The organism is Aureimonas pseudogalii, assembly GCF_014196835.1.
Classification (GTDB): domain Bacteria; phylum Pseudomonadota; class Alphaproteobacteria; order Rhizobiales; family Rhizobiaceae; genus Aureimonas; species Aureimonas pseudogalii.
Genome location: NZ_JACIEK010000002.1, coordinates 174,048 through 186,589 on the forward strand (window position 1 = coordinate 174,048; position 12,542 = coordinate 186,589).

Annotated in this window: 12 protein-coding genes; 4 read left to right on the plus strand and 8 right to left on the minus strand. The window is 70.5% G+C overall.

What is annotated here, in order from left to right; genetic code table 11:
• Window positions 1-140 precede the first annotated feature (140 nt).
• From GGR04_RS07380 to GGR04_RS07390, 3 genes are all read left to right on the plus strand, one after another.
• Window positions 141-1,559 carry an FAD-binding oxidoreductase gene (locus GGR04_RS07380; protein WP_183199205.1) on the plus strand — a complete coding sequence of 473 codons (1,419 nt, stop codon included), beginning with the start codon at window positions 141-143 and terminating at the stop codon, window positions 1,557-1,559.
• 53 nt (window positions 1,560-1,612) lie between these two features.
• Window positions 1,613-2,653 carry an Ldh family oxidoreductase gene (locus tag GGR04_RS07385; protein WP_183199206.1) on the plus strand — a complete coding sequence of 347 codons (1,041 nt, stop codon included), beginning with the start codon at window positions 1,613-1,615 and terminating at the stop codon, window positions 2,651-2,653.
• Window positions 2,654-3,000: 347 nt separating this feature from the next.
• Complete coding sequence (locus GGR04_RS07390) at window positions 3,001-3,825, plus strand: outer membrane protein (RefSeq protein WP_183199207.1); 825 nt, start codon at window positions 3,001-3,003, stop codon at window positions 3,823-3,825.
• 221 nt (window positions 3,826-4,046) lie between these two features.
• On the opposite strand, the gene GGR04_RS07395 is transcribed toward GGR04_RS07390, so the two are convergent.
• The 5 genes from GGR04_RS07395 to GGR04_RS07415 are packed head-to-tail and all read right to left on the minus strand — an operon-like array spanning window position 4,047 to window position 9,561.
• Window positions 4,047-4,961, minus strand: a complete 915-nt coding sequence (locus GGR04_RS07395) for an SMP-30/gluconolactonase/LRE family protein (protein ID WP_183199208.1) — start codon at window positions 4,959-4,961, stop codon at window positions 4,047-4,049.
• A gap of 53 nt (window positions 4,962-5,014) precedes the next feature.
• Window positions 5,015-5,986, minus strand: a complete 972-nt coding sequence (locus GGR04_RS07400) for an ABC transporter permease (protein WP_183199209.1) — start codon at window positions 5,984-5,986, stop codon at window positions 5,015-5,017.
• Window positions 5,983-6,948, minus strand: a complete 966-nt coding sequence (locus tag GGR04_RS07405; protein ID WP_183199393.1) for an ABC transporter permease — start codon at window positions 6,946-6,948, stop codon at window positions 5,983-5,985. Before GGR04_RS07405 ends, GGR04_RS07400 begins: the two co-directional genes overlap by 4 nt.
• Before the next feature lie 44 nt (window positions 6,949-6,992).
• Window positions 6,993-8,507: a sugar ABC transporter ATP-binding protein gene (locus tag GGR04_RS07410; protein WP_183199210.1), complete on the minus strand. Its 1,515-nt coding sequence runs from the start codon at window positions 8,505-8,507 to the stop codon at window positions 6,993-6,995.
• Window positions 8,508-8,538: 31 nt separating this feature from the next.
• Window positions 8,539-9,561, minus strand: a complete 1,023-nt coding sequence (locus tag GGR04_RS07415) for an ABC transporter substrate-binding protein (RefSeq protein WP_183199211.1) — start codon at window positions 9,559-9,561, stop codon at window positions 8,539-8,541.
• A gap of 266 nt (window positions 9,562-9,827) precedes the next feature.
• On the opposite strand from GGR04_RS07415, the gene GGR04_RS07420 reads away from it, so the two are divergent.
• On the plus strand, window positions 9,828-10,508 hold the full coding sequence (locus tag GGR04_RS07420; protein ID WP_183199212.1) for a GntR family transcriptional regulator: 681 nt from the start codon (window positions 9,828-9,830) through the stop codon (window positions 10,506-10,508).
• A gap of 52 nt (window positions 10,509-10,560) precedes the next feature.
• On the opposite strand, the gene GGR04_RS07425 is transcribed toward GGR04_RS07420, so the two are convergent.
• The 3 genes from GGR04_RS07425 to GGR04_RS07435 form a co-directional block, all read right to left on the minus strand.
• Window positions 10,561-11,079 carry a Ros/MucR family transcriptional regulator gene (locus GGR04_RS07425; protein ID WP_281383057.1) on the minus strand — a complete coding sequence of 173 codons (519 nt, stop codon included), beginning with the start codon at window positions 11,077-11,079 and terminating at the stop codon, window positions 10,561-10,563.
• Window positions 11,080-11,383: 304 nt separating this feature from the next.
• Complete coding sequence (locus GGR04_RS07430; protein WP_183199214.1) at window positions 11,384-12,112, minus strand: LrgB family protein; 729 nt, start codon at window positions 12,110-12,112, stop codon at window positions 11,384-11,386.
• Window positions 12,109-12,516 (minus strand): CidA/LrgA family protein, encoded by a 408-nt coding sequence (locus tag GGR04_RS07435; protein WP_183199215.1) that lies wholly within the window; start codon window positions 12,514-12,516, stop codon window positions 12,109-12,111. The genes GGR04_RS07430 and GGR04_RS07435 overlap by 4 nt, the downstream gene beginning before the upstream one ends.
• Between the last annotated feature and the right edge of the window lie 26 nt (window positions 12,517-12,542).

Below are 12,542 nucleotides of genomic sequence, written 5' to 3' on the forward strand. Positions count from 1 at the left end.
TCGGTTCCTTCGAGCGTTGACAGCCCCATCAGTTTCGCAGGCCTGCCTTAAAATCGCGTCTCGCCCATCCCTAAAATTGGCGCACGATGGCTGCCGGCGCCCGAGATATGAGATATCAGGAGCGGGAAGAGGAGAGGGCGATGGTGCAGGACGAAGCGAGAGAGCGGCTGGTCGCGGGGCTCGGGGCCGCGATGGTGCTGACCGAGCCGGACGACGTCGCCCGCTACTGCCGCGACTGGCACGGCGACGTCCAGACCTCGGCCGTGGCGGTGTTGCGGCCGGGCTCGACAGCGGAGGTCTCGGCGGCGGTGAGGCTCTGCGCCGAGCTCGGCCTCGCGCTCGTGCCGCAGGGCGGCAACACCGGCCTCGTGCTCGGCGGCATTCCCGACGAGGCGGGGGCCGAAGTGGTGCTCTCGCTCGACCGGATGACGCGCATCCGGCGCATCGACCCCGACGACTTCTCGGCCGTGGTGGACGCCGGCTGCGTGCTCGAGACAATCAAGGCGGCGGTGGAGGCGGAGGATCGGTTCTTTCCCCTGTCGCTGGGGGCGCAGGGCTCCTGTCGGATCGGCGGCAACGTCTCCACCAATGCCGGGGGCATCAACGTCCTGCGCTACGGGATGACGCGCGAGCTGGTGCTCGGCCTCGAAGTGGTGCTGCCCGACGGCACGGTCTGGGACGGGCTCTCGACGCTTCGCAAGGACAATCGCGGCGTCGATCTCAAGCAGCTCTTCATCGGCGCCGAGGGCACGCTCGGCATCGTCACGGGCGTGGCGCTCAAGCTGCTGGTGAAGCCGACGCAGGTCGAGACCGCGCTTCTGGCGCTCGGCAGCGTCGAGGAAGCGATGGCGCTCTACCGGCGCGCGCGCACCGACTGCTGCGACCTCATCAGCGCCTTCGAGCTCATCGGCCCCGAGGCGGTGGCGCTGGCGCAGATCGCCCATCCCGATCTCGTCGATCCGCTGCCCGGCGCGCACCCCGCCTACGTGCTGATGGAACTCGCCGGCACCGGCCTCGTCGACATCCGCGCCCTGCTCGACCGCTTCCTCGAAGGGGCGATGGAGGAGGGGCTGGTGCTCGACGGCGTGGTGGCGGCCTCGCGGGCGCAGGCGCTGCAGCTCTGGCGCATCCGCGAGGGCATGAACGACGGGCAGGCGATGCTGGGGGCGCATCTGCGCACCGACGTCTCGGTGCCGCTCTCGCAGGTCGCGCGCTTCGTCGCCGAGGCGCATGCGGCGGTGGCGCGTGATCTCCCCGACTGCCGCTCCGTCGCCTACGGCCATGTCGGCGACGGCAACATCCATTTCAACGTGCTGCCGCCGCAGGAGGGTGGCCCTGGCGCGGTGGCGGCGCGCATCAAGGCGGCCAAGGAGACGGTGAACGCCGTGCTCGACCGGTTCGGCGGCTCGATCAGCGCCGAGCACGGCATCGGCCGCCTGAAGCGGGCGGATTTCGAGGCCCGGCTCGGCGGCGTGCAGGAGGGGCTGCTCCGGGCGCTGAAGGGCGCGCTCGACCCCGCCGGCCGCATGAACCCCGGCTGCCAGCTGCACCGGCGATAGGCGATCTCCGCGCGTTCGGGGTCGGCGACGATTTTCAGGGAAGGAACGGGACGATGCAGAACGAGGTGCGGATCGTGGGAACGGCGCGGCTCGAGGCGGCGGTGCGCGCGGCGCTGGAGGCCGCCGGCGCCGACGCGCCCTCGGTGGCCGCTACGACGCGCGCGGTAATGCACGCCTCGCGCCACGGCGTCGACAGCCACGGCGTGCGGCTGGTGCCGCACTATTGCAAGGTGCTGCGCGGCGGGCGGGTGAACCCGACCCCTGCGATGACGCTGCGCCGCACCTCGCCGGCGGCCTTTTCGCTCGACGCCGACGACGGGCTCGGCCACGGCGCGGCCTACCGGGCGATGGAGGTGGCCTGCGAGGCCGCGGGCGAGGTCGGCATCGCGGCGGTCGGCATTCACCGCTCGTCGCATTTCGGCGCGGCGGGCGCCTATGCGCTGGCGGGCGCCGAGGCGGGCCGCGTGGCGCTCGCCATGGCCAACAGCGATTCGGTGGTGGCGCTGCACGAGGGCGCCCAGCCCTTCCACGGCACCAACCCGTTCGCGGCGGGCGTGCCGGTGGCAGGGACAGGGGCAGGGGCGCGCCCCTGGCTCCTCGACATGGCGACCTCCTCGGTGCCGCTCAACCGGGTCTATCTCTACCGCGCGCTCGGCTTGGCCCTGCCCGCCGACGTGGCGGTGGATGCCGGCGGCGCGATGACCGCCGATCCGCACGCGGCGGCCATGCTGATGCCGGCCGGCGGCTCGCAGTTCGGCTTCAAGGGCGCCGCGCTCGGCGGGCTGATGACCATCCTCTCGGCGGTGCTGACGGGCGCCACCGCCGACCCGTTCGTGATCCCGATGGACGGCGAGGAGATCGCGACGCCCCGCAACATCGGCCATTTCGTCATCGCCATCGATCCCGCCTTCTTCGGCGGGGCCGAGACCTTCCAGTCGGCGCTCAGTGCCTACCTCGCGGCGCTGCGCGGCTCGACCCCGCGCGAGGGCGGCACGGTGATGGCACCCGGCGACCGCGAATGGGCGGTGGAGCGTCAGCGGGCCTGCGACGGGATCCCGGTCGATCTCGCCACCGCCGACGCGCTCGGCCTCTGACACTGTGGCCGATCGATCTCACCGACCTGTGATTTTAACGCCCGCCAATCGATCTCGGACGATGGATCGGCGGGTGTACTGCCGAAGAGTCATTTGATCGCAACAAGTTACGCGACAAACGAGCATCTCCGGGCAGCAGAACTCCCGCCTCCGGCGCTCGTTGCACGCGAGCAACAGCGGCTTCCAAGACGTTCCGGACGGTCTTGAGATGACGGATGGTTTGCCCTCCTTATGAGGGCAAGACGGACGCCACGGCGCAGAAGATGCCGGACCGATCGTTTCGCTGAAGTTCGTGCGCCCGCAGCGGTCGGTTCCTTCCGATCCCGGTCGCCGCTGGAGATCCCGCCATGACGCGTCTTTCCCTGCTCCTCGCCTCCGCCGCGACGCTCGCCTTCGCCGTGCCCGCTCTCGCTGCCGACGTCGTCTACGAAGAGCCGGCCGCGCCGATGGTGGCGATGCCCGCTCCGACCTGGACCGGCCTCTATCTCGGCATCCAGGGCGGCGGCGCCTTCAACCCCGACAATGGCGACAACCTCGCCGTGGTCCCGAACTTCGCCGGCGCCGGCGCGACGTTCCTCACGAACGCCTTCGGCAACAGCTTCTCCTCCGAGTTCGACTCGTCCTTCATCGGCGGCGGCCATGTCGGCTTCGACTACCAGGCCGGCCAGTTCGTGGTGGGCGTCCTCGCCGACATCAACGCGCTCGACGTGTCGCAGACCGCCAGCGCCTTCTCCAACACCCCGGCCTTCTACACGGCCGAGCGCAGCCTCGACTACCTCGTCACCGGCCGCGTGCGCGCCGGCTACCTGGTGACGCCGACGGCGCTCGCCTACGCCACGGGCGGCGTCGCCTACGGTGAGGTCGACTACGGCTTCTCCTCCAACAGCCCGGCGATCAACGCCACCTTCCCGGCCCTCCTCAACGAGGACGAGGACGAGTTCGGCTACACGGTCGGCGGCGGCATGGAAGTGAAGGTCACGAACAACATCTCGTTCGGCGCCGAATACCTCTACACCAACCTCGGCGGCGGCGACTCCTCGACCCGCCTCAACGGCGGCCCCTTCGACGGTTCGGGCTCCTCCGTGGTCGCCGGCCAGTTCACCGACTTCAAGTCGAGCGGCGACTTCGACTTCCACACCGTCACCGCGAAGCTCTCCTATCGCTTCAACTGACGCTTGGCGCGCGCCGGCCCGGTTCCAGTCCCGGGTCGCCGCAACGCCAGCTCTGCGCCCGTCCCGGTCGTCCCGGGGCGGGCGTCTTGCGTTTGGTGCGGAGGCAGGCGGCGTCGGTTCGCCTGCGGCCTTGATTGGCATGAGTTGGGTGGCAAGGCGTCGGGACGGTCTGGATGCCGACGATTCCGGCGACGGGCTCGGAGCCCGCGTGCCCCAACCCCTCAGAACGTCTTGGCGCCGTTCACGGCGACGTGGACGGAATAGAGCGAGGTCGTGCCGCAGATGAAGAGCCGGTTGCGCTTCGGGCCGCCGAAGCAGACGTTGGCGACGACCTCGGGCACCAGGATCTTGCCGATCAGCGTGCCGTCCGGGTCGTAGCAATGGACACCGTCGCCGGCCGAGGTCCAGATCCGGCCGTCCTCGTCGACGCGCAGTCCGTCGAACAGTCCTTGCGTGCAGTCGGCGAAGACCTCGCCGCCCGTCAACCGTCCGTCCGGCCCCACCCGGAAGCGGCGCATGTGGGCGGGGTGCTCGGCCCCATGGGTGCGCCCGGTGTCGACGACGTAGAGGAGGCTCTCGTCGGGCGAGAAGGCCAGGCCGTTCGGCTTGACGAAATCGTCGCAGACCACGCGCAGCTCGCCCGAATGCGGGTCGATGCGATAGACGTAGGACGCGCCGATCGCGCTCGGAGCCTTGTGGCCCTCGTAGTCGCTGTCGATGCCGTAGGTCGGGTCGGTGAACCAGATCGCGCCGTCGCTCATCACCACCGCGTCGTTGGGCGAGTTCAGCGGCTGGCCCTCGTAGCGCTCGGCGAGAACGGTGATGCGGCCGTCGTGCTCGGTGCGCGTGACGCGTCGGCCCCCGTGCTCGCAGGTGACGAGCCGCCCCTCCCGATCCACCGTGTTGCCGTTGGAATAGCGCGCCGGGCTGCGGAAGACGCCCGTCTGCCCCGTCGTCTCGTCGAAGCGCAGCATCCGGTCGTTCGGAATGTCGGAAAAGACGAGCGTGCGGCTGGCGGGAAAATAGGCCGGCCCCTCCGCCCAGTGCGCGCCCTGATAGAGGCGATGCACATGGGCAGTGCCGAAGACGAGACGGCGGAATCGATCGTCGAGGATGACGTAGTCGGATGCGGCCATGGCCTGAAAGCTCTCCCTGTCGTCGTTCGAGAATAGGGCGCCCCGGCGATGCCCTAGCGGGTGCCCTCGCGCGAGCCGGTGGCAGCGATCGCGGCGATGATGATGAGGCCGGTGAGAACGTCGCGCAGCCCCGAGCCGAAGCCGGCCGTGTTCAGAAGCGTCGAGATCATGAACAGGAACAGCGCCCCGCCCCAGAGGCCGGTCACCACCGCCCGCCCGCCCGCCACCGACGTGCCGCCGAGCACCACCACCGCGATCGAGGCGAGGAGGTATTCCCGCCCCATCGAGAGCGACGAGCCGCCCGAGAAGCCGGCGAGCAGCGCGCCGCAGAGCGCGGCGAGCGCGCCAGAGAGGATGTAGGTGAGAAGCCGCGTGCGCCCGACCGCGAGCCCGGCGAGGCGCGCGGCGCGCATGTTCTGCCCGGTGGCCGAGACCGTGCGCCCGTAGATCGTGCGGTGAAGCACCAGCCCGGCGAGCAGCGAGAGGATCACCGCGGCCGGAAACAGGATGGGCACGCCGGCGATCCGCGCCAGCGTGAACTCGGTGAAGGCCGGCGGCGGCTTGATCTGCAGGCCGCGTCCGTAGGAAATGCCGACCGACTGGATGATGAAGCTCGCCGAGAGCGTGGCGATGATCGGCGGAATGCGCAGCAGCCAGATGAGGAGATAGTTGAAGGCGCCGATGGCGACCCCCGCGCCGAGCGCGGCGAGGAGCCCGACCGCGATCATCCCGTCGGCACCATCCATCACCTTCATCGCCACCGCGCTGGCGAGGCCGATATTGGCGGGGATCGAGAGGTCGATATTGCCGGGGCCGAGCGTCACCACGGCCATCTGCCCGAGGCCCACCATCACGGTGAACACCGAGAAGGCGAGCGCCGTGGTCAGCATGCCGCCGGCGCCCTGGCCGGCCACCGCGACGGAGAGGCCCCAGACGAGCGCGGCGCCGACGAAGCTCCAGAGCCAGACGGGCGCGACGAAGCGCGATGCGGAGGTGGTCGCGGGGATCGGCGCAGGGGCGGTCATTTCTCGCTCCGGCCGATGAGGGCGCGCGCGGCGAGGATGGCGATGAGGAACACCCCTTGCGCGCCGACCTGCCATTCCTGTGGGATGCGGCCGCCCGGCAGGAACGGCACCTGGAAGAAGTTGAGCGCCGAGGAGGCGAGCTGCAGCACGAGGGCGCCGATCACCGCGCCGATCGGCGAGATGCGCCCGCCCACGAACTCGGCGCCGCCGATCACCGCGCCGGCGATGGAGAGCAGCGTGTAGCCGCCGGCCATGTTGGCGTCGGCCGAGGAGGAGACGCCGACGAGCGCCATGCCGGCGAGGATGCCGAAGATCGCGGCGAGCGCGAACATCGCCATCTTGGCCTTGAGGATCGACCAGCCGGCGCGGTCCACCGCGCGGGCGTTGCCGCCGACGCCGCGCAGCACCGCGCCGTAGGAGGAGCGCATGAGGAGGAGATGCGTGCCGAGCGCCAGGATCACCGCGAGGATCACCGGCAGCGGCACGAAGGGCGTCTTCAGCCCCATGATCGCCTTGAGGAAGTCCGGCGCCGCGCCGCCGGGCGTCGGGCGGATGATGAGTGCCAGCCCGCCCCAGACGAAGGACAGCCCGAGCGTGACGACGATCGAGGGCACGTTGCGCCAGTGGATGATCGCCGCCGCCGCCATGTAGGCGACGACCCCGCCGGCGAGGATCAGCGCCGCCAGCGCCGGCTCGCCCGGCATGTAGGTGGCGGTGACGCAGGCCGAGAAGCCGACGAAGGCGCCGATCGAGAGGTCGAGCTCGTTGGTGGCCATCACGCACATCTGCGCCACCGTCGCGAGCGCAACGGGCACCGCGAGGTTCAGCATCAGGTTGAAGCCGAGATAGGAGATGGCGCGCGGGTTGAACCACCAGATCGCCGCGATCACCAGCACCAGCGAGATGGCGGGGAGCGCCGCGCGGGCGAGGCGCTGGCGCCGCGCCGCCGCGCCGCCGGGCATGCGGACCTTGAGCGGGTCGGCGGTGCCCGTGCCGAGACCCGAGCTCATGCCGCCGCCCGGTCGCCGAAGGAGGAGCCGACCACGGCCGCCTCGGTGATCTCCGCGCCTGCGAGCTCGCGCACGATGCGCCCGTTGTGGAAGACGTAGACCCGGTCGCAGACCTGCAATTCCTCGAACTCCGTCGTGTACCAGAGGAAGGTGCGTCCGCCCGCGGCCTCCCGCCCGATGATGTCGTAGACCTCGAGCTTGGTAGCGATGTCGACGCCGCGCATCGGGTCGTCCATCAGCACGATCGTCGAGGTGGTGGCGAGGGCGCGCGCGAAGAGCGCCTTCTGCTGGTTGCCGCCCGACAGCGAGAGGATGGGATCCTCGAGGCTCGGCGCCTTGATGCCCATGCGCCGGCCCCAGCTCGTCGCGAGGTCGCGCTCGCGCGCCGGCGACAGGAGGCCGCGCGAGCGCAGCGCCTTCAGCGAGGCCACCGCGATGTTGTCGCGGATCGACCAGAGCGGAAACACGCCGTCGGCCTGCCGGTCTCCCGCGACGATCGAGACCTCGCCGCGAAGGACGAGCGCGCCCGCGCGTCGGGAGCCCTTGCGGGCCGCGTCGAAGATGCGCACGAGGAAGTCGGTCTGCCCATGTCCGGCAAGTCCCGCCAGGCCGACGATCTCGCCGCGCCCGGCACGAAAGGCGACGCCGGCCTCGCCCGCGGGCGCCTCGACGCTTGCGGCCTCGTTGGCCGTGGGCCGGATGCGCGCCTGCACACGCCGCTCCGCATGTTCGCCGCCGCTCATGAGATCGACGAGGCTCGTGCGGTCGAACCCGGCGGTCGGCCCGGCGGCGACGACCTGACCGTTCTTCATCACCACGATTTCGTCGGCGGTGTCGAGGATCTCGCCGAGCATGTGCGAGATGAGGATGCAGGCGAGCCCCTCCTTCATCGCCTCGCGCACGAAGCGCAGCAGCTGCCCGGCGGTGGCCGCATCCAGCGAGGAGGTGGGCTCGTCGAGGATGACGAGGCGCAGCGGCGTCTCTGTCACGGTGAAGGCGCGCGCGATCTCGGCCATCTGGCGCCGACCGATCGAAAGGTCGGCGACGATCGTGTCGGGCGAGATGTCATGGCCGGGGAAGATGCGGTCGAGCATGTCGCCGACGAGCCGCCCGGCGCGCCGGCGCCAACCCCAGCCGCGAATCGAGGGATGCAGGATGCGGGTGTTCTCGGCCACCGTGAGGTTGGGGCAGAGCGAGAGTTCCTGGAAGACGCAGCGCAGCCCGAGGCGCTGGGCCTGCGCCACGCTGTAGCGCTCCGCCACCGTGCCGCCCACGGCGATCTCGCCGGCATCGGGGCGAAGCGTGCCGGCGAGGACGTGCATCAGCGTCGACTTGCCGGCGCCGTTGTGGCCGACGAGCCCGACGCAGCGCCCCGGCGCCACCGCCAGATCGACGCCGGCGAGCGCGCGAACCGCGCCGAAGGCGCGCGAGACGCCGCGCAGCTCGACGGCCCGCGCGGGCGAGTTGCCGGATGCGAGCCCGGCGCGGGCCCCGGAGGGGAGCGATGTCATGGGTAGCAGTCCCCCCGGGGTGCTCGCTCGGCTACTTGGCCGCGATGGCGGCGACCGCCTCGTCCTGCGTGTATTCCTTGTTGGCGACGCCCCCGGTGGGCGTGTCCTTCAGGGCGGCATCGAGGGTCGCGGAGGTCACTTCGAGGAAGGGAACCGTCACGTCCTTGGGGATCTCCTTGCCGTCGAGGATCTGCTGGGCCACCCAGAAGGCCAGCGTCGAAACGCCCGGCGCCACGGTGGCGGACCAGGTCTCGTAGCCGTTGGCGTCGTGCTGCTCCTTCCACCAGGCGAGCTCGTCCTGGCGGTTGCCCATGATGATGATCGGCGTGTCGCGCCCGGCCGCCTTGAAGGCCTGCGCCGCGCCGAAGCCGTCGCCGCCCTGATCGACCACCGCCGCAACGGGGGGCAGCGAGGGCAGGACGGTGGAGACCGCGCGCTGCGCCGTCGCCTGATCCCAGTTGCCGGTGGCCTCGCCCACGATCTTGAAGTTCGGATGCTTGGCGACGCCCGCCGCGATGCCCTCGTGGATGAGGTTGTCCACCGAGGTGCCGGCTAGGCCTCGGATCTCCAGGAGGTTGCCGCCCTCGGGCAGGCGCTTGGCGAGATAGTCGACCTGCTGCTCGCCGAGCGCCTTGAAGTCCACCGCCACGCGCCAGGCGCAGGGCTCGCTCACCACGCCGTCGAACGACACCACCACGATGCCGGCGTCGCAGGCCGCCTTCACCGCGCCGTTCAGCGCGTCGGGCGAGGCGGCGTTGATGACGATGGCATCATAGCCCTGCAGGATGAGGTTCTGGATCTGCGCGGCCTGCGTCGGCACCTCCTGATCGGCGGTGGTGAACGTGTCGGCGGCCGCGACGATCCCGTCGGCCACGGCCTTGTCGCCGACCTTCGCCCAGCTCTGCAGCATCGCCTGGCGCCAGGAATTGCCGGCGTAGTTGTTGGAGAGCGCGAGCCGCTTGCCCGCCGTTTCGGCGAAGGCCGAACCTGCGAGGGCCGTGGCTGCGAGCGCGGTGGTGGCGGCGAACGCCAGGATGCGCGTGGTGGTGGTCATCGATGATCCTCCCGGTGACCGCGACGCATCGAGCGGTCGCGGGGGCCTCGTTCGCGGCGGCGGACAGGGAGCCGGCGGGCCCCGCGTCCGGCGCTTCGAGCGCCCGCGGTCCCGCCGATCTCCCGCGCCTCCCAGCGCAACCGTCGCGAAGTCTTCGTCCGAGCGATTGCTAGAGCCAAACCGAGGCTGGCGTCAAGCAGCCGGTATATGAGATACGAGAACTATCGTCCGGACTGTACCGGTCATTGCTGGGAGACCATCGCCGCGTGGAACTGGAGCGCGCCAAATCGCTGACCGTTCTGGCCTTCGAGCAGGTTCTGGAGGGAATCGTCGAGGGGTCGATCCCCTTCGGCACGCTGCTCAGCGAAAAGGCGCTGGCGGCCTCGTTCGGCACGAGCAAGACGCCCGTTCGCGAGGCCTTCGTGCAGCTGCAGGCGTTGAAGCTCGTCGAGATCCTGCCGCAGCGCGGCTGCCTCGTGCTGACGCCCGGCATCGGCGAAGTGCGCGAACTCTGCGAGTTCCGGCTGGAGCTGGAATGGACGGCGCTGCGATTCTCGCTGGAGCGTGCGCCCGAGCGGCTCGTCGCCGAGCTCGACTCGGTCCTGGCGCGTATGGACGGGGCCCCGCTGCGGGGCGGGCCGGAGAGCTATCACGCGCTCGACGACCGCTTCCACCGAGCCTTCTTCGCGGCAAGCGCCAACGCGTTGCTGGAAGGTGCCTATCTGGCACTGTCGCCGCGCATCCAGGCGCTGCGGGCCAATCTCTCGACGCCGAACGCGGCGATCGTGGAGGCGTCGCGGCGCGAGCACGCGGCGATCCTGGCGCTGGCAAAGGCAGGTGATCGCGAGGCGCTGCACACCGAACTGGTGTGCCACATCCAGCGCATCAGCGACGCCTATAGCCGCTCGATCGAGACCGAGGCGGCGAAGGCGCCCGGCGGCGCCTGAGGGCGCCGCCGCGAGAGGCGGGGCGCGGGAAGAGGCCCCCCGCGCCGGTGCATCAGGCGTCGGCCTTGGCCTTGCGGCCCTGGCGGCGCTTGGGGGCCGGCTCCATCTCGGCTTCCGGCTCGTCCACGACCTCCGGCTCCATCTCGATTTCGGGAGCCGCGTCCTCCACGGGCTGGGCCTTGCGGCCGAGGCCGATCGACTTGGCCAGTTCCGAGCGCTTGGCCGCGTAGCTCGCCGCCACCATCGGATAATCGGCCGGCAGGCCCCACTTCTGGCGATAGGCCTCCGGCGTCAGGTCGTAATGCGTCATCAGGTGGCGCTTCAGCGACTTGAACTGCTTTCCGTCCTCCAGGCAGATCAGATAGTCGGGCGTCACCGACTTCTTCACGGGAACGGCCGGAACCAGCGGCTCGGCGGGCGCGGGCGCGGCCTGCGAGGGCTGGTCGAGCTTCAGCGCGTCGTAGACGATGCCGATCAGCAGCGGAAGGTCGTCGCGCGGCACGTGGTTGTTGCTGACATAGGCCTTGACGATCTGTGCCGCCAATGCGCGCCGCGACGTCGATCCGTCCATCGGTTCATCCATCGGTCATAGTCTCCATCATCTTGCGCGGGGCGCAGCGGGCATTCTGCGCGGGGCGCATCGGGTATCTTGCGGGAGGCGAATCGGGTCGGCCGATCCAGTCTTCCCCGCCTCATTCTTCGAATGCTATGTTTCGATGTTGCTTTCAAGGCAAGATCACGTCCTGCCTTCGGCGTGGCGATACGCTGTCCCACCAGTCTTGCTGCCGCATTGGAGCCGCGACGATCCGATCTCGACTGTGGAACGCCACCGAAAACGTTTCATGCGACCGCAGATGGGAGGTGGAAACCAATCTTCAATGGAGAAGAAGGCGCAGAAGCGGCGGGAGAATCACCGAGGTGACGATCGCGTTGAGTGCCATGGCGACCCCGGCGAAGGCGCCGGCGACCGGATCCACCGCCAATGCGCGGGCCGTGCCGATGCCGTGCGACGTCAGCCCGACCGCGAAGCCCCGCGCCGCGAAGTTGCGGATGCCGAGCGCGTTCATCAGCGGCGTCACGACCACGGCGCCGCCGATGCCGGTGACGATGCACAGAACCGCCGTCAGCGCCGGCTCGCCGCCGAGGCGTTCCGACAGGCCCATCGCCACCGCCGCGGTGACGGATTTCGGCGCCAGCGAGACGATCGCCTCGCGCGGAATGGCGAAGGTGAGGGCGAGACCCACTGCCGACACCACCGCCGTGAGCGAGCCGATTGCAAGGGCGGCGACCAGCGGCAGCAGATGGCGGCGTACGAGCGCGCGGTGGCGATGGAGCGGCACCGCGAGCGCCACCGTGGCGGGGCCGAGTAGGAAGTGGACGAACTGCGCGCCGGCGAAATAGGCGGCGTAGCGCGTGCCCGTGGCCTCCAGCAGCAGCGCCATGAAGAGGATCGTCAGCGCCACCGGGTTGGCGAGGGGATGACCGCCGAAGACCTGCGAGACGCGGCCTGCCGTGAGGAAGGCGAGCACCGTCGCGGTCAGCCAGAAGAGCGGCGTGGTGGAGAGATAGGCCCAGAGGGCGAAGGCGCCGGCGGGCTCGCTCATGCCGCGTCGTCGCCGGAGCGAGCGACGCGACGTGCGACGAGGAGAAAGGTGAAGACGGTGAGGAGCAGCGTCGCCAGCATCGACACGAGGAGGATCGCGGCGAGTGCCCAGCCATGGGCCGCGAAGAGGCCGAGATGATCGACGATGCCGACGCCGGCCGGCACGAAGAGCAGGCCGAGCATCGCCAGCAGCCCGTCGGCGGCGCGCCCGAGCGGTGCGTCGGGGGCGGCGTCGAGCGAGGCGAGGGCATCGGCGCGCCGGCGCCGCAGCCGATCGCGCAGGAGCAGCAGCGCGAAGAGGAGCCCGAGCCCCAGCACCGGACCGGGCACCGGCAGCGCAAGCGCGCGCGCGATGGTCTCGCCGGCGAGCTGGCAGACGAGGAGGACGGCGAAAGCCTTCAGCATGGGCGGCATGCCTCTCGCGGGGGGTG